This window comes from Candidatus Halocynthiibacter alkanivorans, from assembly GCF_003333265.1.
GTDB classification, from domain to species: Bacteria; Pseudomonadota; Alphaproteobacteria; order Rhodobacterales; family Rhodobacteraceae; genus Halocyntiibacter_A; species Halocyntiibacter_A alkanivorans.
On the sequence record NZ_QOLB01000072.1, the window covers coordinates 14,638 to 36,549 of the forward strand.

At 58.1% G+C, this 21,912-nt stretch carries 16 protein-coding genes; 6 read left to right on the top strand and 10 right to left on the bottom strand.

Annotated elements, in window-relative coordinates; genetic code table 11:
- Positions 1-285: 285 nt before the first annotated feature.
- The 6 genes from iolG to DWA01_RS07105 all read right to left on the bottom strand — a co-directional run bounded on the left by iolG (position 286) and on the right by DWA01_RS07105 (position 6,265).
- Positions 286-1,287 (bottom strand): inositol 2-dehydrogenase, encoded by a 1,002-nt coding sequence (gene iolG / locus DWA01_RS07080; protein ID WP_114285146.1) that lies wholly within the window; start codon positions 1,285-1,287, stop codon positions 286-288.
- A 63-nt stretch (positions 1,288-1,350) separates the two neighbouring features.
- A complete protein-coding gene (locus tag DWA01_RS07085; RefSeq protein WP_235008453.1) occupies positions 1,351-2,112 on the bottom strand; it encodes an ATP-binding cassette domain-containing protein in 762 nt (253 codons plus the stop codon).
- Between the two features lie 35 nt (positions 2,113-2,147).
- The gene (locus tag DWA01_RS07090; protein ID WP_114285147.1) at positions 2,148-3,170 is read right to left on the bottom strand and encodes an ABC transporter permease; all 1,023 of its coding nucleotides are present in this window, start codon (positions 3,168-3,170) and stop codon (positions 2,148-2,150) included.
- Between the two features lie 106 nt (positions 3,171-3,276).
- Positions 3,277-4,221 (bottom strand): sugar ABC transporter substrate-binding protein, encoded by a 945-nt coding sequence (locus DWA01_RS07095; RefSeq protein WP_114285148.1) that lies wholly within the window; start codon positions 4,219-4,221, stop codon positions 3,277-3,279.
- Positions 4,222-4,265: 44 nt separating this feature from the next.
- Positions 4,266-5,102 (bottom strand): TIM barrel protein, encoded by an 837-nt coding sequence (locus DWA01_RS07100; RefSeq protein WP_114285149.1) that lies wholly within the window; start codon positions 5,100-5,102, stop codon positions 4,266-4,268.
- Between the two features lie 134 nt (positions 5,103-5,236).
- Positions 5,237-6,265, bottom strand: coding sequence for a LacI family DNA-binding transcriptional regulator (locus DWA01_RS07105; protein ID WP_336470001.1), 1,029 nt, complete (start codon positions 6,263-6,265; stop codon positions 5,237-5,239).
- A 316-nt stretch (positions 6,266-6,581) separates the two neighbouring features.
- Here DWA01_RS07105 and DWA01_RS07110 point away from each other — a divergent pair, with 316 nt between their 5' ends.
- Complete coding sequence (locus tag DWA01_RS07110; RefSeq protein ID WP_114285151.1) at positions 6,582-7,463, top strand: alpha/beta fold hydrolase; 882 nt, start codon at positions 6,582-6,584, stop codon at positions 7,461-7,463.
- 651 nt (positions 7,464-8,114) lie between these two features.
- Here DWA01_RS07110 and DWA01_RS07115 read toward each other — a convergent pair.
- On the bottom strand, positions 8,115-8,366 hold the full coding sequence (locus DWA01_RS07115) for a hypothetical protein (RefSeq protein ID WP_136057682.1): 252 nt from the start codon (positions 8,364-8,366) through the stop codon (positions 8,115-8,117).
- A gap of 453 nt (positions 8,367-8,819) precedes the next feature.
- On the opposite strand from DWA01_RS07115, the gene DWA01_RS07120 reads away from it, so the two are divergent.
- The 5 genes from DWA01_RS07120 to DWA01_RS07140 all read left to right on the top strand — a co-directional run bounded on the left by DWA01_RS07120 (position 8,820) and on the right by DWA01_RS07140 (position 15,192).
- Complete coding sequence (locus DWA01_RS07120) at positions 8,820-10,862, top strand: ABC transporter substrate-binding protein (RefSeq protein ID WP_114285153.1); 2,043 nt, start codon at positions 8,820-8,822, stop codon at positions 10,860-10,862.
- A gap of 112 nt (positions 10,863-10,974) precedes the next feature.
- A complete protein-coding gene (locus DWA01_RS07125) occupies positions 10,975-11,979 on the top strand; it encodes an ABC transporter permease (protein ID WP_114285154.1) in 1,005 nt (334 codons plus the stop codon).
- Between the two features lie 5 nt (positions 11,980-11,984).
- Positions 11,985-13,181 carry an ABC transporter permease gene (locus tag DWA01_RS07130; RefSeq protein ID WP_114285166.1) on the top strand — a complete coding sequence of 399 codons (1,197 nt, stop codon included), beginning with the start codon at positions 11,985-11,987 and terminating at the stop codon, positions 13,179-13,181.
- Positions 13,178-14,179, top strand: a complete 1,002-nt coding sequence (locus DWA01_RS07135) for an ABC transporter ATP-binding protein (RefSeq protein ID WP_200832516.1) — start codon at positions 13,178-13,180, stop codon at positions 14,177-14,179. Before DWA01_RS07130 ends, DWA01_RS07135 begins: the two co-directional genes overlap by 4 nt.
- Entirely contained in the window at positions 14,176-15,192 is a 1,017-nt protein-coding gene (locus DWA01_RS07140; RefSeq protein WP_114285155.1) for an ABC transporter ATP-binding protein, read from the top strand. Before DWA01_RS07135 ends, DWA01_RS07140 begins: the two co-directional genes overlap by 4 nt.
- A gap of 357 nt (positions 15,193-15,549) precedes the next feature.
- On the opposite strand, the gene DWA01_RS07145 is transcribed toward DWA01_RS07140, so the two are convergent.
- The 3 genes from DWA01_RS07145 to DWA01_RS07160 form a co-directional block, all read right to left on the bottom strand.
- Complete coding sequence (locus DWA01_RS07145) at positions 15,550-17,097, bottom strand: alkaline phosphatase family protein (RefSeq protein WP_114285156.1); 1,548 nt, start codon at positions 17,095-17,097, stop codon at positions 15,550-15,552.
- A gap of 356 nt (positions 17,098-17,453) precedes the next feature.
- Positions 17,454-19,901, bottom strand: coding sequence for a GcvT family protein (locus DWA01_RS07150; RefSeq protein ID WP_114285157.1), 2,448 nt, complete (start codon positions 19,899-19,901; stop codon positions 17,454-17,456).
- Positions 19,902-20,956: 1,055 nt separating this feature from the next.
- Positions 20,957-21,859, bottom strand: a complete 903-nt coding sequence (locus tag DWA01_RS07160) for a LysR family transcriptional regulator (protein ID WP_114285159.1) — start codon at positions 21,857-21,859, stop codon at positions 20,957-20,959.
- Positions 21,860-21,912: the final 53 nt, after the last annotated feature.

Genomic DNA, 21,912 nt, shown 5'->3' on the forward strand with positions numbered 1-21,912 from the left:
CGCCACATGCGCACGACGCCTTCGAAAGGCGTCTGAGCGGAGCATCGCCGCGCCGCGCGGGACATGGGCTAAGGGGGGCACAACGGTACGGTGCGCTCTGCAGGGCGCCATGAGATGCCCCACTCCTCATCGCTGGGTGGCGCTGTGTGCGGGGGGCAAGGTCCCGCAGCGCACAGCGCTCACGCTGGGAAGCCCAAAGAAGCCCAACAATGCTAGCTTTCAAACAGTCGTGTGCGGCCAATGGTGATCAGATCAAGCGTTTTCATTTTGATGTCTCCCCCGTGCTCAGACCAGTTCCGTCAGGCTGACGGCGCGCCCCTCAGCCTCAGATTTCAGCGCCGCTTCCGCCAGCGCCAGTGCCAATTCACCGTCTTTTCCCGATGGGGTCGCTGCGGTGCCGTCATTGATTGCGGCAACAAATGCAGCGATTTCTGCTGCATAGGCTTCGGTGTAACGGGTCATGAAGAAATCATGCAGCGGCGGCCGGGTAAACCCGTCACCATTGGCGATCTCGATTGACACCGGGCGCTGATTTTCTGCCGCGATCATGCCGTCAGAGCCATGCACCTCGATGCGCTGGTCATAGCCATAGGTGGCGCGGCGGGAGTTGGAAATCACGCACTGGCGGCCCGAGCCGGTGGTGAGGATGACCGAGGCCGTGTCAAAATCATTGTGTTCCGCGACTTTGGCATCAACTAGGCAGGAGGCCGAAGCCTGCACCGTTGCGATCTCGTCGCCAAGCAGGAAACGCGCCATATCGAAATCGTGGATCGTCATGTCGCGGAAAATACCGCCGGAGACATCAATATAGTCGAGCGGTGGCAGACCGGGATCACGCGAGGTGATATTGACCTGTTCCACTTTGCCAATCTTGCCGGTAGTGATTGCGTCTTTGACGGCGGCAAAATGCGGGTCAAACCGGCGGTTGAATCCAAGCATCAGCGTGGCGCCGCAGTCTTCAACCTCAGCAAGACATTCGCGCACCCGCTTCAGGTCCAGATCGATCGGCTTCTCGCAAAAGATCGCTTTGCCGGCGCGGGCGAATTTTTCGATCAGATCGGCGTGGGTATTGGTCGGGGTACAGATCACCACCGCATCAATATCATCCGCAGCCAGGATCGCATCCACTGTACGCACGTCGCAGCCATATTCGCCGGCAACCTCATTGGCGGCGGCTTCAAACGCGTCGGCAACGGCAACCAGGGTTGCATTGCTCTGAGACGCAATGGCTTTGGCGTGAACACGTCCGATGCGGCCTGCGCCGAGAAGGGCAATTCTAAGAGACATGAGAGGGGATCCAAAGGGCAGGGGGCCAGCCCCGGAAACAGGCAGGGACTGGCCGGATTAAAATTAGTTTGGCATCGCGCCGGGCACATCTTCGGCGTGTTTGATGCCCGTGATCAGCTCGACCAGTTCAGAACCATCGGTGTTTTTCGCATCCAGCGAACAGACAATCCTGCCCCGGCGGAACACAAAGATCCGGTCCACCAGATCAAACACCTGGCGCAGGTTGTGGCTGATCAGGATCAGTGGAATGCCCTGAGCTTTCAGCTTTTTGATGATCTCTTCCACCTGGGCGGTTTCCGCCACGCCCAACGCCGCAGTCGGTTCATCCATGATGATCAGTTTGGAGGCAAAGGCCGCAGCCCGGCTGATCGCGACACACTGGCGTTGACCACCGGACATATTCCGGATGGTGTTTTTCAGATGTGGGATCTTCACACCGGTGGTTTTCAGACCTTCCAGCGCGATCTCGGTCATCTTCTTTTCATCGAGAATTGAAAACGGCCCGAGATTAAATCTGGTCAGCTCGCGGCCAAGGAAGATATTGGAGGGCACGTCGAGCTCATCCGCCAGCGCAAGGTTCTGAAACACGGTTTCTATACCAGCTTCGCGCGCATCCATCGGACCGCCAAACCGGACTTCGTGACCGTCAAAAAAGATCCGCCCCTTGGTTGGCTGCTCTACGCCGGTCAACTGGCGCACGATGGTGGATTTCCCGGCGCCATTGTCGCCAACGATGGCAACATGTTCACCACGTCGCATGAAGAAGTTGGCGTCATTCATCGCCTCAACGCCGCCGTAATGTTTGCTCAGACCTTCGGTCCGCAAAAGAAAATCGTCCTAATTTTGCATCTCTGGTTCTCCTATTTCACGACAACGCGGGTTTTCTGGCGATAAACGTCATAAACGACGGCGGCGACAATAATCATTCCTTTGATCATTTCCTGGTAGTAGGCATCGATGCGCAGGAAGGTGAAGCCGGAGATGATCACGCCGAAGATCAGCATGCCGAGCGCTGTACCGATAATCGAACCACGGCCACCCGAGAGTGAGGTGCCGCCGATCACTGCCATGGCAATGGCGTCGAGCTCATACATTGTCCCCATTCCGGCCTGAGCAGTCAGACCGCGTGATGCCACGACCATGCCGGCAAATGCCGCCAGTGCGCCGGCGATGACATAGACCAGCAGCAGGTGTCTTTCGACATTGATGCCGGAAATCCGCGCGGCTTCGGCGTTCGAGCCGATCGCGTATGTGTGCTTGCCATAGACGGTATAGCGCAGCGCCAGTTGGAACAGCACCGCCAGGATGATAAACCACAGCACCGGTGTCATGCCTTCGCCCAGCCCGGCGAAACTGTCAGTGGGAAAGGAAACCGGCTTGCCTTTGGTGTACCATTTGGCGATGCCGCGGGCGGTCACCATCATACCGAGCGTGGCGATAAAAGGCGGGATTTTTGCATAGGCTATCAAGGCTCCGTTCACGAGCCCCGCCAGGACGCCACAGGACAGCCCCACAATCAGCGGGATCAGCAGCGGCAGATCTGTCAGCGCCGGATAGACCGCCCTGGTGTAGCTGCTGACCTGCGCAAAACTCATCGCGAACATTGCGGTGGCGCCGACCACGGAGCCCGAAGACAGGTCAATGCCGCCGGTGATGATGACCTGGGTGACTCCAATTGCGATGATGCCGACCACCGAGACCTGCAGGATCATGATGCTGAGGCGCTGTGCGTTGAACAGGAAACTTTGCCCCTGAAAAATCCAGCCCAGGACCTCAAAAATTACTGCGATGCCGATCAGACCATACAGCACATTCAGTTCCGGCGGCTTGACCCGTTGTCCCGAATGTTGCGAAATATCGCCTTCGTATTTCAACTCTACCATTTTTTCCTCCCCCAAACGCCTCGTCAGACCCGGCATTACTGAGACCGGAAAAATCGAAAATGAGGAGCGCCATGCGGCGCTCCCCAAGGCTTTGGTATTTTGTGTATCAGTTTTTGCTGGTGAAACCGGACAGGTTGGCCGGGGTCACTAGTTGGAACGGAATGTAGACTTTCTGATCCACGCTTTCGCCACGGGCCAGCGCCAGTGCTGCGTTCACCGCGCCGGAGCCCTGACCTGCAGCATCCTGGAACACCGTCGCGTCGAGATCACCTGCGGCCATTGCCGCGAGCGCATCCTGGGTGGCGTCAACACCGGCAACGATCATGGTTTCCATCGAAACGCCCGCCGACTTCAGCGCCTGGATCGCCCCGATTGCCATTTCGTCATTGTTGGCGATCACCGCGTCAAATTCGATGCCGGAGGACAGCCAGTTGGTCATCAGATCAGCGCCCTGTGTGCGGGAGAAGTTTGCCACCTGCTCGTCGATCACGGTTATAAAAGAACAGTCGGCAGTTGCGACCACGTCATGAACATCCTGGGTGCGCAGACGGGCGGCCTGGCTCTGCAGCTCACCGACCATGATCACCACATTGGCGCCGTCGCCCTTGCCCATATCTTTGAGCAGGCGGCAGACTTCCTGAGTTTCCAGCGTACCGGAGTCGAGCTCATTGGACGCAACGAAAGCCTGGTTGTCAGGCAGCGTGTCAACATTGACCGGCTCGCGGTTCACAAACACCAGCGGTACACCAGCGGCTTCCGCAGCTTTGGTCATCGCGATGGTGGCATCGGTATCGACCGGGTTCACAACAATTGCGTCAACACCGGAAGCGATAAAGTTCTGAATCTGGTTCAGCTGTTTGCCAACATCGTTCTGGGCGTCTTCAACCTGGATATCGACACCATCCAGACCGTCAGCGTAATCAACCATACCGTTGCGCAGCACGGTAAGGAAATTGTCGTCAAACAGCGCCATCGAAACACCGATAGATTCGGAATAGGCACCTGTCGACATGAGAGTGGCCATAGCGGCCGCAAGGAAAGTACGCTTCATTTTATCCTCCACAGTTATTGAAGCCAGAGACGGTTTTTCCCGCCTTATTTAGCTTCGATGCCTGCTGCAGCCAGTTGGTCGCAGACATAGGTCATCGAAGCAGACACTTGTCCGATAGGATCAGTGTATTCGTGTACCAGAGGCGAAAACGCCTCGTAGGAAACCGCGCCGGTATAGCCATCGGCGAGCAGAGTGCGGATCTGTGCCACGTTGCCGAGACGGTCCGAGGCGTCCACCAGGATGCGGTGATTGTCCTGCATGTCGCGCACGTCGACCGTCGGGTCTGCAACGCCGGACACATGCACGATGCCGGTGTCACCGGCGAAAAACTCTGTTTCAGACGCGAGGTGATGATGGAACGTGTCATGCACCAGTTTCAGCGTGCCGCGCGCATTCAGCCCGTCGATCACATCCATGGCCTCATGTTTGTAACGCAGCGAAGAGTGTTCAAAGCCCAGCGGCTCAACAAGGCCGGTCAGACCAAATTCCTGCAGCATGGGTACGATTTGACGCAGGGCAATACGCAGATTGGCCTGGCGTTCGCCATTGCCACAACCTTCGCCGTCGCAGCGGGGGATCAGGCTGATGCTTTCTGCCCCGAGTTCACGAGCGATCTTCATCAGGGCCCGGGCCTCGACGGCGCGCTCAGGAGACAAGTCATTAAACATTTTGACTTCGGAGAGACCCAGGATGCGGACGCCACTTTCTGCGGCCAGTGCCTTAACGGCCCCGGGTGCGTCGCCGTCGAATAATGCACGAGGGAGGTCGTTACGGAATTCGACGCCAACACACCCGAGATGAGAGGCGATCGCAATCACCTCGTCATAGCGTTTGGTCGCGACGGTCATGTGGTTTAATGCGAAGGAAAGCTTTTTTGCCATGGTCTGTTCCGGGTCTTTCTTGCAGTGGTTGCAACAAGACTGGTCCAGGATGGGGCATCAGATCAATGGCGATTTGCGCCATTTTGTTTCATTTGTGACACAATGAAACCAGCGTAAATGACGCAAAAATGTCATCATAGAGACTCAGGTACATAGAGGTCAGGCTGCAGGAAAATCTGACCCGGCGTATCGGTCGCGCCATCCAGAGCAGCAGTGACCATATCCGCCACCAGAGCCGTGCAGAGCTTGTCCAGCGGTGTCGCATCAATCAGCGAAACATAGTGCTCTTGCAGCCCGGTGGCCGAGAGATCCGTCAGCTCGTTCACCACCAGCGCAACCTCATCCGGCTGGCGCATTTCGCGCAGCGCCTGAATGGCGCCTTCCATACCGCCACCGGCAACAAAAATGCCACGCAGATCGGGATGACGGTGCAACAGATCCAACGTCGCCTCATAGGTCACTTGCCGGGTTTCCAGGTTCACCAGTGTTTCGAGCAGCGTGAATTCGCGAGAGTATTCGCGAAAATAAGCGCGGAACCCGGTTTCACGCAGCTGGTGCCCGTGCCAGCGCAATCCGCCGACAAAAATCGCCACTTTGCCCGGACGCCGCGCCGCTTTGGATATCGTCCAGGCTGCGAGGCGGCCGATTTTGAGGTTGTTGAGCCCAACGTAATTGTGCCGCACCCCCTGGGCAAAATCATTGAGCAGAGCATAAACCGGGATATCGCGGGCCTTCAGGCGTTGCACCGCTGCGGTGATACCATGGTGATCCACTGCGGTTGCAGCCAGGACCTGTGCCCGCGCCCCGAGTTTCAGCAGCAGTTTGGCCTGTTCGTCCGGGTCCTGCGACCCGGCATTGATAATTTCCACCCTGGCCCGGACATGAGACAGGCTGCTGACTGCGTTTTCAATTGCGGCGGCAAAGTTCTGATAGAAACGCTGATCCTCTTTTTGCAGCAACACCCCCAATCGCACCTCGGGCAGATCCTCCTGCAGCCGGTATTTGATCAGCGGCGCCGCATGGTAGCCAATGGCCTCAGCCGCCCGGAAGACTTTGTGGACCGTTTCCTCTCGTACATTCTGCTTGCCGTTCAGCACGCGGTTGACAGTCGAGACACTCAACCCGGATTCTGCGGCAACGTCTGCAATCGTCGGTCGACCCATAATATTCCCCCCGAAATAATGAACTATTTATGTCATCAGAAAGCCGGCAATACCACAGGCAACGCTGAGTTAGATTAAGTCCGCGCTGGGCGAACTGAATTCTGAGCAGTGATATGCCAATGTCTGCAAAAAAAGATGACTGAAATCAGATGCGAATGTAGCTTCCTTCCCCTTCCTGACATTCATTCAAACCGCAGCGGATGGTCGCACAGAGCCCAAACTAGCGGATGCTGGCATGCGACGGCGTCAGAAATCGAACCGTTGTGGACGTGATCGAGCCATTCTAAAGTCACGCAATACAGGTTCGGAGAATGTGATGAAGACAATCAGTGCGGGTGTCCTGGAAATTGCATATCACGAATACGGCCCCCCGGATGGGTCGCCCGTAATTCTGCTTCATGGCTTTCCGTATGACGCAAGATCATATGATGACGTTGCCGGCTGCCTCGCAGGGAAAAACGTGCGATGCCTGGTGCCATATCTCCGTGGCTATGGCCCGACCAGGTTTCTGAACTCTGATACCATGCGATCTGGTCAGCAAGCCGCGCTTGCCAGTGACCTTCTTGCTTTCATGGACGCGCTGTCCATCCCTCAGGCTGTTCTGGGCGGTTATGACTGGGGCGGTCGGGCGGCATGTATCGTCGCTGCGTTGTGGCCAGATCGTGTTGTTGGCCTGGTCAGTTGCGGCAAGGGATATAATATTCAGGATATATCGAACGCCTGGAAGCCCGCACCTGCTGCAGTAGAAGCGCGTTACTGGTATATGTATTATTTCAATACCCGACGCGGAGCAGAGGGGCTGAAACAGAACCGCAAGGAGCTGTGCCGTCATATTTGGGGACTTTGGTCACCAACCTGGAATGTTGATCAAGCAACATATGATGAGACGGCGCGATCTTTTGAAAACCCCGACTTTGCAGACATTGTGATTCACTCGTATCGACATCGTTTTGGCGATGTCGACGGCGACCCGCAGCTGGTTGAGCTTGAGGCCAGGCTTGCAAAACAACCAGATATTTCGGTTCCAACAGTCGTTTTGCAAGGAGCGGATGATGGTGTCGATCCGCCGCCCATCGAGGATTTGGACCGGCCACACTTCTCAGGTGATTACAGGCGTGTAATTACCGAGGGGATCGGACACAACTTCCCACAAGAGGCTCCCAGGGCCTTTGCAGACGCGGTGCTTTCATTGCTCTGAAAACACCACAAAAAAATCTGGCCTCAACAACCGCTGGGTCCGCACAGCCGCCATTAACTGACCTCGCTGCGAGTGCAACAACCCCGCTATGCGCACCTCAGAGGGTGTTTGCAGTCAGTGACGGTTGACGCGCGGTTGCTGGTGAAAGGATTAAAAATGGCCTCAGATCACATGTCGGTTCATGTCTGGAACCGCTTCCCTTACGGGGGCCGGCTCAACGTTATTGAACTGGCTCTGAACGAGCCGGAACTCTCCCCGCGAGGGCCGGATGTCAGGTTCGAAGGTACGTAAAATCGTTTTATCTCAGTCGCTTGTGTCGAGTTCATGCGCAAGGCCCGCGACCTGATCTCCGGTCCGGCTTCATCGTGATCCGAGCCGCCCGCGCGCGCAGAGACAAGACCACTGCGATCAATCATCTCCTCCTCCTTCTGATGTAAATATCGCCTGCCGGTCAATGGAACAGATCAAGCGCAAGACTTTCAAATCCCGGCACTTGCAACACCGCAAAGCCGCCGCATAATGCATTCAGCCGGATGGGCCGGATACGCGCGTGGCGCACGCATCTTCTGGACCCAAAATCTCTGAAGACGGACAGAATTGGGTGGTGAATCTGCCGGTTCGCGCACCAAACTGTTGAGATCACGCGCCTGATCACAGCCCGGACGTGATCTTGGCAGGCGGAAACCGCTCCGGTGTCATCATCGGAATCAAATGCGCCACTTGCGGGCCATGCCGCAGTCTGCTCACCACCGGCACGCGCGCCTCGAGTTGCAGCAAGGTCTCGCGCACCGGCAGGGAGCTGGCGTCGAATTTCCCGCTGATATGGTCATGGCGCCGCATTTTGTCAGTGGCCTGTTGCCGGCGGATGATCCGTAGGATCAGGGACATGGTGCTCTGGTTCAAGAGGTCGCGCCAGGGGTGGTTTTCTGTGCCCGATGTCAGGTTTTGGGAGGTTCAGGCGTCACCAATCCGGGACGGGCACCGGGCGTGCGCGGGCATTCCCGAGCGGGAGGCAACGGCCGGATCAACGTCTTTTGGCGGTGGCTGCTGTCAGACATCCCTCGTCCCTGGCGTGCAGGCGAGGATTGTAAGTATTTGGTAAATATATTGACAGGTGGAATTCTATTGATCAATTCTGTTCAGGACAGCTTTGGGGTTGATCTGAATTTTTCGGTTTGGAGGGACCGGTTTCGGCAAGCTGTAATTTCTGGATTACAATAATCAAATTGGGAAACTGGCATTAGTCAAATAGAGAAACTGGCACTACGCAGTTTGAATTGCGTGCTGAACGATACTGCATCGAGCATGTAGGCTGCGCAGCCGGTCATAAACGAATAGCAAGGGAGAATAAGCAAGATGAAAACACTGCTATTATCAGTTGTGGCGCTGACCGCGCTGGCAAGCGGGGCTTCTGCCGCCGTCTGTCCGGCGGTGACCGTGGCCGACATGATGGGCGTCGGCGCTGGCGCCTATCCCCAGCAATATGAGCTGTCGGAATTTGAAACACTGGCGGATTGCACACTGGAATTCTCGGCTAACCCGGAAGCGGCGGCCCTGAATGCGCGCATTCGCGGCAATGGCGATCTGCCGCCGCTTGCCGACCGTTTGCCCTCGGAACCGCTGGTCGTGGCGCCCTATGATGCCATCGGCACTTATGGCGGTACACTGGATGTTCTGTCCAACGCGACCGAAGCCGGCACCTCCGATTTCCTCTCGGTCCGGCATGTGAACCTTGTGCGGTTTTCCGACGACCTTCAGACCATCGTGCCAAACGTGGCCAAGGGCTGGGAATGGAACGAGGACTTCACCCAGCTGACGTTCTTCCTGCGCGAAGGTCACAAATGGTCGGACGGTGCACCGTTTACCTCGGCCGACGTGAAATACTGGTATGACAACCTGGCGCTGAACCCGGATGTGATTGCCAAGCCGAAAGACTATGTTCTGGTCTCGGGTGAGCGGATGACTGTCGACACGCCGGACGCCCAGACCGTCGTTTTCAACCTGCCGGCACCGAAACCCGGTCTGCTGGCGCATTTCGCGACCTCCTTTGCGCAAGGTTTCCAGCCAAAGCACTTCCTTGGTAAATGGGATCCAAAGCTGAATCCGGATGCGGACGCTGAGGCGCAGGCCGCCGGGTTTGAAAACGGTCTGGCAGTGCTGTCGGCCTATTTTGGCAATTCGGACTGGACCGACACGCCGTCGCCGCTGCTCAACAGCCCGGAAAAGGTCGCCAATCTGCCGGCGGATGTGGTTCCAACGCTGGAAAGCCATATCACCATCGCCGACACCACCGAGGGGCGCCGCCTTGTGGCCAACCCGTATTTCTTCCAGGTGGACACCCAGGGCAATCAACTGCCCTACATCAGCGAACAGGATGAGGTCTATATCAACGAGAATGAAGTCCGCATTCTCAAACTGGTAAACTCTGAAGTCGACTACAAATCGCAGTCGCTGCAACTGCCCTCCGCGCCCCTGCTGCTGGAAAACCAGGAGAATGGTGACTACACTGTTGAACTTAAACCGGAAATCACCATTGCAACCTTTGGCTTCAATGTGACTTCAGAAGACCTGGAAAAGCGGAAAGTCTTTGGCGACCTGCGCTTCCGGCAGGCCATGTCCGTCGCACTGAACCGCGTAGAAATAAACGAAACGGCCTTTTTCGGGCTGGGCGAGCCAAAACAATATATCGGCTTCTCTCCGGCACCAAACTTTGTCGACGCCAAGTGGTCGCAATATATGGCGCAATACGATCCTGACATGGCCAATTCCCTGCTGGATGAAATCGGCATGAAGGACACCGACGGCGACGGGTTCCGCGAACTCCCCAATGGCGAAAGACTGGTTATCAACCTGCAGTTTGCCACTCAGGGTCTTGCGGGGCAGGTTGTCGAACTGGTCGGTCAAAACTGGTCCGAGGTCGGCATTCAGACCACGGTCAAGGAAGTTACACCGGACGAGTATCGCTCGGCGCAATCCTCCAACCAGCTGGATGTGGCGATGTGGCGCAAAGGCCAACCCATGGGCATTGTGCTTGGCAACAACGAGCTTTGGGTGCCGCCGTTCGAAAACTACTTCGGCAGCCGCGTCGGTATGTTGTGGGCCGAATGGGTGGACAGCGATGGTGCCAGCGGTGTCGAGCCGCCGGAGTATGTCAAGCAGCTGATTGCCGACATCAACGCCTTCCAGTCCACTCCGGCCGGAACGCCGGAATCCGATGTGCTGGGCGCACGCCTGGTCGAGAACCTGGTGTCCAACCTGCTGTTCATCGGCACGGTTCAGGCCCCTGCGCCGGTCTATCACCGCAATGCGCTGAAGAACTTCACTGAGTTCAAGACGCAATCCTATGAATATTACCGGACCTATCCTTACCGGGCGACACAGTGGTTCCTCGACGAATGATCCGGGGCAAGTGATCTGAAAAACAATTCCGGGCGGCGACCTGCCGCCCGGAAATCTGGGAAAAGCTGGGTCTGCTCAGGGCTGACAGCAAACTTGAGGACTCAGAGCGACTATGCTGCAATTTGCCCGGTTTACTTTTATTCGCGCCTTTCTGTCAGTTCTTACTCTTATCTTGGTCTCGTTCATCGTATTCACCCTGATGGAACTGGTGCCCGGCGACTGCGCCGAACGGTATCTGGCGTTCAAGAACACACAGGGCAGCGGCATCTCTATCGCCGACATCGAGGCCGAACGCATTCGTCTTGGTCTGGACCAGCCCTATCTCCAACGCTGGGGGAGCTGGGTCATCAACGCGTTTCAGGGCGATTTTGGCGAAAGCTGTATACTTCGCGTCAATATCAGCCAGCTTCTGGGACAAAAGTTCTGGCTGAGCCTCGGCATCTGCCTGACCTCGCTGATTGTCGCCTACGCCATCGCGATTCCGGTCGGGATCATCTCGGCAACCTCCTCCAACCCCTACCTGAACAACGGCCTGCGCCTCGTCAGCTATCTGGGTCTGGCGCTGCCAAACTTCCTGCTGGCGCTGATGATCATGCTGTTTTCAACCGTGGTGTTCGGCGAAAGTATGACCGGGCTGTTCTCGAAAGAGTTCCGGGATGCTGACTGGTCCGTTGACCGGGTGATGGATTTCCTGTCGCATGTCTGGCTGCCGGTGTTCATCCTCAGCTGGTCGGCGACCGCCTTTGCCATCCAGACCGTGCGCGCCCTGATGTCGGACGAGATCGGCAAGCTCTATGTAACCGCCGCCGCCGCGCGCGGGGTCTCCGGTCGGCGTCTGCTGATGCGCTATCCGGCACGCCACGCGCTCAGCCCGATCATCAACTCGCTGGGCTTTGATCTGAACCGCATCTTCAATGAGTTGCCGATTGTTGCCCTGATCCTGACCCTGACTGAGGCCGGATCGCTGTTGATCGAGGCGCTGGCGCGCTCCAATGACCAGCAGCTTGCCGGTGCGATTATCTTCCTGCTGACCGCCAGCATCGTCGGAATCAACTTTGTGACCGATATGATCCTGGCCCTCACCGATCCGCGCGTTCGACGCAGCATTATGGGATGAACAACATGACCGATACTGCACAGACCGAAGTCCGGGTGGACCAGAAACGGAAAGAGGCGTATTTCACCGCCTCGCAGAACCAGCTCATCTGGCAGCGGTTCAAGAAAAACAAATCCGCCCTCATCGGCGCCTGGGTTCTGGTCTTCCTGATCATGTCCGGCATTTTTGCGCCCTTCCTGACGCCGTATGACGCCACGATTGCCGGGCGGGACAAAGATTATCTGAACGGCGCGCCGCAGATTCCACAGTTTTGCGATGACAACGGCTGCTCATTGCGCCCCTTTATCTACAGCTACGAGCGGACCCGCTCGATGAAGACCAATTTCCGCTGGGTGACAGAGGTCAAGACCGATCTCGAATCCCGCCGGTACCTGCAGTATTTCACCAAAGGCGCCCAATACACCTATCTGGCTTTCGACATTAACCTGCCGGGCAGGGCGCTGGACTTCCGCATTCCGGGCTTCACTTTCGAGACCCGTTTGTTTGGCGTCGACAGCGGCATGATCCACATTTTCGGCACTGATTCGACCGGCAAGGATATCTATTCCCGCACCCTGACGGCGATCAACACCTCATTGGCAGTGGGAACCATCGGCGTGTTCATTGCTTTTGTCATGGCCCTGGCGATAGGAGGGGTCGCGGGATATTACGGCGGCTGGGTCGATTCCGCGCTGCAAATGGTAACCGACACGGTGCGCACCATTCCGAGTATTCCGCTGTTCATGGCGCTGGCCGCTTTCATTCCTGACGTCTGGAGTGCGGAGGCGCGGTTCTTCTTCATCTCGATGGTGCTCGGGCTGATCGGCTGGCCCACCCTTGCGCGGCGGATCCGCACCCATCTGCTGACCGAGCGCAATCAGGAATATGTGCTGGCGGCGCAGCTTTGCGGCGCCTCTCCGGGCCATGTGATCCGGCGGCACCTGCTGCCGAGCTTCACCAGCTACATCATCGTCGATCTGGTGATTTCCTTCCCCTATATGGTGCTGTCGGAAACCGCGCTCAGCTTCATCGGGCTGGGGCTGAAAGACCCGGTGAACTCTCTCGGGGTCATGCTTCAGAACGTGACCAGCGTCGATGTGCTGCTGAATTACCAATGGTATTTCATACCGGTGATCTTCTTCATAACCCTCGTGTTGGCCTTTGTGTTTGTCGGTGACGGCTTGCGCGACGCTGCCGACCCTTATTCGGATGCCAAGAAATGACGCGCCTGCTTGATGTAGAAAACCTCACCCTGCAATTTGACACCGACGAGGGCCGGATCACTGCGGTCGACAATGTGTCCTTTGCGCGGGATGCAGGGCAGGTCATGGGGCTGGTGGGGGAAAGCGGCTCGGGCAAATCCGTGACCGCCAAATCGCTGATGAAGCTGAACCCGTCGAACGCGGTCTATGGCCCGCAGACCAGGATCACCCTGCATCTCGACGACGGGCCGGTTGACGTCATGGCGCTGAAATCATCCAAAGAGATGCAGGTGGTGCGCGGCGGCGCGATCTCGATGATCTTTCAGGAACCGATGGCCAGCTTTGCCCCGGCGATTTCGATCGGCGATCAGATGGTCGAGCAACTCGAAATCCACACCGGAATGGGACCAAAACGGGCGCGGGAAATCTCGATCGAGATGCTGGACCGGGTTGGCATTTCCGATGCCTCCACCCGTTTCAAGCAATATGTTTTTGAACTGTCGGGTGGCATGCGCCAGCGGGCGATGATCGCAATGGCGCTGTCGACAAACCCGAAACTTCTGATCGCAGATGAACCCACAACAGCGCTGGATGTGACCATTCAGGCGCAAGTGATCGACCTGATGAAGGATCTCGTCACTGATTTTGGCATGGGGATCGTATTTATCACCCACGATCTGGGCGTGATCGCGCAAACTGCCGACACAGTGGCGGTGATGTATCTGGGCCGTCTGGTGGAACAGGGATCGGTGCGCGAGGTCATCCGAACCTCGGCCCACCCCTATACCAACGGTCTGATCGCCGCGCTGCCAAGGCTTGACGATCTCGACACGCCGCTGACACCAATTCCGGGCGACATCCCGTCACCGCTGGAACGCCCGCCGGGATGCGTTTTCAACAACCGTTGTCCGGTGTCGCTGGGCCAACGCTGCATCGCCGAGGTTCCGCAATTCAGCCCGGTCACGGGCACCCATCAGGCAGCCTGCCATCTCATTGACGAAAGGGCCGCAGCGAAATGAGCAACGACATTCTGATATCCGCCCGGGACCTGTCGGTCCACTTTCCCCTGCGCGGCGGGCTTTTTGGCCCGAAACAGGTGGTCCGGGCTGTCGAGGGCGTTAGTCTCGACATCGAAAAAGGCCGCTTTTTCGGCTTGGTGGGCGAGTCCGGTTCCGGCAAGACAACGCTGGGCAAGGCGCTGCTGAAGGCGGCGCCAATCACCCGGGGCACGGTCACTTATGATGACGGCGAAATGCGCCACGAACTGACGGAAATCACGGCAAAGGGCCTGAAAGACTACCGCTCGCGCTCGCAGCTTATCTTTCAGGATCCCTATGCCGCCCTCAGCCCGCGCATGACGGTGCGCGATATCATCGCCGAACCGCTCGAGGTGATGGGCCTGACCGCCTCCCGTGAGGAAACCGACGAACGCGTGCGCGAAATCGCCGCGAAATGCCGCTTGAATCTGGAACATCTGCGGCGCTTTCCGCACGCGTTTTCAGGCGGTCAGCGGCAGCGGATCTCTATCGCCCGCGCGCTGGTCTCGAACCCGCGTTTCGTCGTGGCGGATGAAAGCGTCGCGGCGCTGGATGTCTCTATACAGGCCGATGTGCTGAACTTGCTGAAGGAGATCCAGCAGGAAATGGGCCTGACGTTTCTCTTTGTCAGCCATGACCTGAGCGTGGTCGCGCATGTCTGCGATCATGTTGCGGTGATGTATCTGGGGCGTCTGGTGGAAACCGCCCCGACGCGCGAATTGTTTGCGGCGCCCCGGCATCCCTATACCAAGGCGCTGTTGTCGGCGATCCCGTCGCTCGATCCCGACGACCGGGGCAAGGCGCAGAAGCTCGAGGGCGAAATCCCGTCGCCCACCAACCAGCCGCCGGGCTGTAAGTTTCAGACCCGCTGCCCCTTCGCCATCGACATCTGTCGCAGGGACGAACCGAAACTGGAGCACTCCAGCACCGGCCATGAGGTCGCCTGCCACCGCTGGAAGGAACTGATGGATGACCGCAGCCTGCAAACGGCCTGAGGAAGATACCCCGGTCCGGCCTGCAGAAGCAGGCAGCGCATGAATCCGTATCTGGTGTCATTCTCAGCGCGTCCCACAGCGAACCCTGCGCACTTTCCTACCGTCTGATCTGGTGGCGTCGGGGGAGGGCACTTTGAAATTGTTATTATATTGCAATGGTTTCAGCTTGTTGGGCCAAATAACCAACCTTTGCTGACACAATACCCTGCCAGCGCCGGACACGACCCTGACTCTGTTCTATGCAGATCGGTGCGCTCACGATAGAAATTGTGGCGAACCAGTGTAAGTTGCCCGGCCTGACAGGGCGGAACCAAACCCCGGGGCAACCGGCTTGAGATCGATGCCGGACTGGCTCGTTCAGGACCCGGCGTCGTAATTCACCACCCCCTGTGCGGTGATCTTCATATCCGCCAGCGTGCGGTCGGCATGGCGCATCCGGTGGCTGAGCAACTTCCGTGTCAGGCGCAGCAGCGTGGTGGCATGTGCCGGATCATCGGCAAGATCGCGCATCTCGTCCGGATCCGTCTCCAGATCGAACAGCAGGGGCGGCAAGCCGCCGTTGAAATGCACCAGCTTGAAGCGCTCTTCGCGCAGGATGGCCAGATTGGCCTCGCGCAGCGACACCCCGGTCGCCTGCTGACAAACTGTCCTCTTGTCCGGTTCGCCAAAATCAAGCTCCAGATGCACGCAATCGCGCCAGTCCTGCGGCACGCGCCCCTCAAGAAAAGGCTGCAGCGAGCAGCCATCCATGCCCGCAGGCGCCGCCCGGCCGGTCAGGTCCAGCAGGGTGGGGGTCAGGTCCACGGTTTCGGTAAAGGCGGCAACCGTAGTGCCATGCTGCGCCGGGTTTTGCGGGTCGCGGATGATCAGCGGAATGCGGTAGGCGGCGTCATAGATGGTCTGCTTGCCCCACATGTGATGATCACCCAGCATCTCGCCATGATCGGCGGACAGAATGATCAGCGTGTCGTCATACTGCCCGCTGTCCTTCAGGAATGTCATGATGCGTCCGATATGGGCATCGACCTCGGTGGCAAGCCCCAGATAGATCGCCCGCAGCATCTGCACGTCAGCGTCATTGCGGCTGTCGATTTGACCGTCGCAGCCGGAAACAAAGCTCTCCATCCGTGGTTTTTGCACCGCGCCCGCCAGGAACGGGTGCACCTTGGCTTCCTGTTCTGACGAAGACAGGCGTGCGGGCAGCGGCAGATCGCGCCCAGCATACATGCGATTGTAGGGCACAGGTGCAACCAGTGGCGGGTGCGGGCGGAGATAGGTCAGCAGCGCGAACCAGTCCTGATGCTGCCGCACCGACATGTGCCGCAGGAATTCATCGGTCAGAAACGCGGTGTCGCTGTCTTCCGCGCGGTAAAACGCCGGATCATCGGGCCGTGCCGGCCTGTCGGGGTCAAACGCCACCGGATGGAAAAAATCCGCGTATTCCGGCAGCTCATAGCCTTTCGCTTTCAACGACGCCCGCCAGGGATAACTCTCTTCCTGACGCATTTCAGTAATTTCCCGGAACCCCGGCAGAACCTCTTCATAAGTCGACAATTTCGGGTCTTCGGGGTGATGGCGGCGTGGGTCGAGGCTGGTGTCAGTATAGCCGAACAGCAGGGGCTCATAACCCGATTTGCGCATTTCCCGCGCGATGTTGGGCACATGGTCCGCCAACGGCGTGCCGTTGCGCACTGACCGGTGGTTCATCGCATACATACCGGTCAGGATGCTGGTGCGCGACGGGCCGCAAGGGTTGGTGACCGAGAAATGCCGGGTAAACGTGACCGCATCACTCCGGAACGCCGCAATATTGGGCAGGTCGACATGCGTGGCCAGGGCGCCTTCGACGCAATCGGCGCGCAACTGATCGATCAGAATGACAAGAATGTTACGTTTTTCGGACATCGGCATTTTCCCTGATTGCGCGTTCGGAGCAACTCAGAAAACCAGAAACCAGCGCCGTGTCAATTGGAAACGACAGGCGCGGCATTGCGGTGAGAATGAACATGCGTCTTGCCGCCCGTATGATGACAGATGCTGCCAGCGAGAGACGGATAACCACAATCCGCGCAAGGACCCTCCTGGCGGTCGCGCTGCTCTGAGACGGCGCTTGCTCATATGTGGCAGCAGCGCGCGATCACCACGCGCAACCGACCTCTGTGCGCCAGGATCGGACACCAAAGACAGGCGATATCAGTCTGCGCCGCTTTCCCCCCGGCGGGGCACCCAGTCCGCAGGCCAGTCTGGACGTCCCGGTCCCATCAGGCCCGCAGCCGTTCGTTGGCCGGATCCCACAGCGGTCCCTCTGCCTGGACTACCGCGCGGCATTTCTGGCCGTAGATCTCGACCTCCAGTTCCGTGCCCGGCACCGCCAGATCCGCGCGCAGCATGCCCAGCGCAACCGAGGCATTGACCCGGTAACCCCAGGCGCCGCTGGTAGTTTCGCCGACGATTTCACCCTCTTTCCAGATACAAGACATCGGGGGTGCATCGGCGTCGCCGGCCTCCACAATCAGGGTCACAAAGGCTTTTTTCACCCCTTGCTGGAGCTCGGCCTGCAGCGCCGCCTTGCCGCAGAAGTCCTGCGCCTTGTCCAGTTTGACAAAGCGTGCCAGCCCGGCCTCAAACAAAGAATAGTCGCTCGACAGGTCGCCCTTCCAGGAGCGATAGCCCTTTTCGATGCGCAGCGCGTTCAGCGCATACATGCCAAAGGGCGTGGCACCACCCGCGAGGATCGCGGCATAAATTTCCGGCTGATCGGCGTTGGCGCAATGCACTTCCCAACCCAGTTCACCAGCAAAGGACACCCGCACCAGAAAGGCAGGTTTGCCCGCAACCGTGGCGTTCTGATGGCTCAGCCAGCCCAGCGACAGATCCGCATCTGTCAGCCCGGCCATAAGCTGGCGCGACTTTGGCCCGGTGACGATCATGGTGCCAATTTTGGTGGTCTGATCCTCCAGGATCAACCCGGCAGGCAGCGGCTGTTTCAGGATCTCAAAATCGTGCCACTGTGCTACGCTGGCGGTGATCAGGGTAAAGTGATCATCGCCGAGCCGCAGGCAGGACATCTCGGTCAGGATGCGGCCCCGGTCGTCGGAAAAATACACCAGGTTCATCCGGCCAGCTTTGGGCAGGCCGCCGGTGATCATGCCGCGCAGGAATTCGGCAGCGCCTTCGCCTTGCAAATTGAAACGTGAAAACCCTGGCAGGTCCAGCACGCCGACGCTGTCGCGCACCGCTTCGCATTCGGCCTGGATCCGCGGCTGCCACGGTCCCGCGCGATCCCAGGTGCGGGTGCTGTCCTCTGAGGTGTCGTCACCCTCGAGGGCAAACCAGTTGGCGCGTTCCCAGCCGTTATAGGCGCCCATGACACCGCCCAACGCCTTGATACGATCATGCACTGCGGACAGTTTTTTATCGCGCGCGGCAGGCCATTCGTGGTGCGGGAAGTGCATGGCGTATTCGTTGCCGTAGACCTCCATACCCTTGTCGACACAATAATCGTGGTCGGTGTAATCGGTAAAACGGCGCGGGTCGCAGGCCCACATGTCCCATTCGGTCCGCCCTTCCACAATCCATTCCGCCAGCACTTTGCCGGCGCCACCGCCCTGGGCGATGCCAAAAGTAAATACACAGGCTTCAAACGCGTTTTTGACACCCGGCATCGGGCCGATCAGCGGCAGCCCGTCCGGCGCATAGGGGATCGGGCCGTTGATCACCCGGCTGATGCCCGTTGTGGCCAGCGCCGGCACCCGCGCCATGGCGTCCTCAATATGCCATTCGATCCGGTCCAGATCATCGGGATAAAGCTGGAACGAGAAATCCTCCGGCATCGGGTCGCCATCCACGTGCCAGTGCGCCTTACAGGTGGCCTCATAAGGGCCAAGGTTGAAGCCGTGTTTTTCCTGCCGCAAGTAATAGGAGCTGTCGACATCGCGCAGCAGCGGCAATTTGCTTCCACGTTCCTTTGTCAGAGCTTCGACCTCGGGAACTTCTTCGGACAGCAGGTACTGGTGGCTCATCACCATCATCGGCACGGTGCGGCCGCCATAGGGCTTGAACCATTCACCAACGCGCTGGGCATAATAGCCTGCAGCGTTGGCCACATAATCACACGCAATGTCGCCCTTTTCGGTGTGCACTGTCCAGCTGCCGTCTTCATGCTGGGTGACGCCGGTGGCCGGGCAGAAGCGTTGAATTTTTGCTCCCATGTCACGCGCGCCTTTGGCCAGCGCCTGGGTCAGCTGCGCCGGGTCAATATCGCCATCATGCGGATCATACAGCGCGCCTTCCAGATCGTGGGTCTCCAGCAGGGGATAACGCTCTTTGGCCTGCTCCGGGGTCAGGATCTCGATCTCCATGCCCTGATAACGGCCCATGGAGGCGGCCCGTTCAAATTCCTGCATCCGCTCTTTGTTATGTGCCAGCCGGATCGATCCGGTGACGTGGTAGTTCATCGGATAATCCACCTCTTCGCCCAGGCGGGCATAGAGCTCGGTCGAATAACGCTGCATGTTCATGATCGACCACGAAGTTGAAAACGTTGGCACATTACCCGCCGCATGCCAGGTGGAACCGGCGGTCAGCTCGTTCTTTTCCAGCAGCACGCAGTCGCTCCAGCCCGCCTTGGCAAGGTGGTAGAGCGCGGACACGCCAACGACGCCTCCGCCGATGATAACGACCCGAGCTGTCGATGGTAATCCGGACATATATTTTCCTTCGGTCTTTCGCGATGTTTCAGCAGAGCGGAGCGGGCAGTCCCCGTATCCGGAAGCCCTAATTCAGTGTTTCATTTAGTCACCAGAGTCCGTTGCGGTGCTCCGGCACGCGGTGGTTTCGTCCAATCCGGAGTAACACAGGTGAGGTATCTGACGCCGCACAGGGAGGCGCGTCCAGACATTTGTGGCAACCTTCCCGGCGAAAAAGATCATGGTGCTGATATGCTGCCCAGTCCAGCGCATTGAGTGTCGGGGGGGCGGTGCCGGAGAAACGGCAACCCGGAATGCTGCGGCACGCATAGTCACTGCTGGACCAGCCATCGCAATCAATCTGTCCTCGCCACTGGCCGCGCTACCTGCTGGCTTGATCTTCAAGTCGCTTGTTGTTCCCAGGTTATCTTGTTGTTCCCAGGTTATATTGTGAGTCCATCCCCAGATGCGCACACTCGCGACCGTTTTTGCCATGAGGAAATGAAGCGGTTTACCGGGGCAGGGCCTGAAAAAAATCGCCACGCGGAATTCGCCGCCTATGCAGGACCGATCAGCTGCCCCCCGGATTCGGATGTAATCTATCCCGCAGTCATAAAGGGTGCGCTTTCCCCGGATGCCGGGCTGGTTTCCATCATGATGCAACAGGCCCATTCATCTGAAACCACCCGGGCCAAACTGAGCATTGAGAATGCCGCTGTTTGTGGGGTGATGACAACAGATTCTGGCAGGTGTTCTGGCCAACTATAGTCAAGGGAAACACCAAAGTTCAAAGTTGTTGTCTGGGTGCCGCCAGGCGATAAATCAGACTTGTTGCAACAAAGTTTTTACGGTCCCAAGCGTCAGAATTGGTCGGTGTTCAGGCTATTTCAGTTGAAACCGAAGGGGGTGCTCCGAGGAATTTCCGGCCGGATACCGGAGGAAATACGGCCTCGCGTCTGCTCCCAAATGGCCAGACCATGTGGTTTCAATGGCGGTTTGCACCGGCTCAGGCACCGGAGTCAGACAACGCAAAGGGAAATCGGGGGAACTCAGAAATTCAACCGTGAGGCGTCGCGTCATGTGCCAGCACGTTCGGCTGCCCGCAGGGCGGCGGCGGCGGCGAATATCTCGCGTTCCAGCTCACGGGCGGCGGGGGAGGCCGGTTTGTCGGACTTTTTCAGAACCTGAATTAAGCGTTCGGTACTGGCTTCGGCGAGGGGACGGAAAATAATGTCTGGTGCGCGCAGCAGGCGCACCGTCATTTCCGGCAATATTGTAACCCCCAGACCTGCCCGTACCATGGCAAGAAGCGAGGTGACATTCTGGGCCGACAGCGTGGCACGCGCGTGGATTTCGTGAAAGGCAGGCGACACAATCAACCGCGACAGGTCGTTGGCAATAAATCGATGGGAGCCAAGTTCTTCCCAGCAGACAGGATCCCTGGTGGCTGCCAGCGGATCATCCGCGCGGCACACCAGCCCAAAGGCATCAGACATCAGATCCTGGCGATGCAGCGCCCCGGCGGATACACCGGCAGAGGCGATGCCAATATCGACCCGGTCCCGGGACAGTTCGCGCAGGACTGAAGCGGAATCCATGTCGCGGACTTCGATGTGTACCAGTGGAAATTCATTGAGAAAATTTGAAATTGCCTGCGGTAGAATGGTGCCTGCCACCGAGGGCACCGTGGCGACACGAACCCGGCCATGTTTGGCGCGGGCATAGCCCTCAATGGCGTGAACTGTGTTGTCAAACTGGCGCAGCTCGTGGTCGGCCTGCTCAAATACAAACTGCCCCAGCGCGGTCAGCTTGTTCTTGCGGTCGGTTTCAAACAAGGGCTCGCCCAGATGGTCTTGCAGCTGTTTGAGCATCATCGACACCGCCGACGGCGTGCGTCCGAGCACCCCGGCGGCATCGCTCAGGTTTCCATGACGGGCCACGGTTGCAAAGCAACGCAGCATTTCAATTTTGAGTGCCATATTTCAATTCTTCTTAAATTTACTTCATTTGTTTGATTTTGACTGAAGCGTGG

What these genes read in the sequence shown, in the direction of transcription:
- iolG (WP_114285146.1), bottom strand. Translation starts at nt 1,287, where the DNA reads ATGTCTCTTAGAATTGCCCTTCTCGGCGCAGGCCGCATCGGACGTGTT.
- DWA01_RS07090 (WP_114285147.1), bottom strand. Translation starts at nt 3,170, where the DNA reads ATGGTAGAGTTGAAATACGAAGGCGATATTTCGCAACATTCGGGACAA.
- DWA01_RS07095 (WP_114285148.1), bottom strand. Translation starts at nt 4,221, where the DNA reads ATGAAGCGTACTTTCCTTGCGGCCGCTATGGCCACTCTCATGTCGACA.
- DWA01_RS07100 (WP_114285149.1), bottom strand. Translation starts at nt 5,102, where the DNA reads ATGGCAAAAAAGCTTTCCTTCGCATTAAACCACATGACCGTCGCGACC.
- DWA01_RS07105 (WP_336470001.1), bottom strand. Translation starts at nt 6,265, where the DNA reads ATGGGTCGACCGACGATTGCAGACGTTGCCGCAGAATCCGGGTTGAGT.
- DWA01_RS07110 (WP_114285151.1), top strand. Translation starts at nt 6,582, where the DNA reads ATGAAGACAATCAGTGCGGGTGTCCTGGAAATTGCATATCACGAATAC.
- DWA01_RS07120 (WP_114285153.1), top strand. Translation starts at nt 8,820, where the DNA reads ATGAAAACACTGCTATTATCAGTTGTGGCGCTGACCGCGCTGGCAAGC.
- DWA01_RS07125 (WP_114285154.1), top strand. Translation starts at nt 10,975, where the DNA reads ATGCTGCAATTTGCCCGGTTTACTTTTATTCGCGCCTTTCTGTCAGTT.
- DWA01_RS07130 (WP_114285166.1), top strand. Translation starts at nt 11,985, where the DNA reads ATGACCGATACTGCACAGACCGAAGTCCGGGTGGACCAGAAACGGAAA.
- DWA01_RS07135 (WP_200832516.1), top strand. Translation starts at nt 13,178, where the DNA reads ATGACGCGCCTGCTTGATGTAGAAAACCTCACCCTGCAATTTGACACC.
- DWA01_RS07140 (WP_114285155.1), top strand. Translation starts at nt 14,176, where the DNA reads ATGAGCAACGACATTCTGATATCCGCCCGGGACCTGTCGGTCCACTTT.
- DWA01_RS07145 (WP_114285156.1), bottom strand. Translation starts at nt 17,097, where the DNA reads ATGTCCGAAAAACGTAACATTCTTGTCATTCTGATCGATCAGTTGCGC.
- DWA01_RS07150 (WP_114285157.1), bottom strand. Translation starts at nt 19,901, where the DNA reads ATGTCCGGATTACCATCGACAGCTCGGGTCGTTATCATCGGCGGAGGC.
- DWA01_RS07160 (WP_114285159.1), bottom strand. Translation starts at nt 21,859, where the DNA reads ATGGCACTCAAAATTGAAATGCTGCGTTGCTTTGCAACCGTGGCCCGT.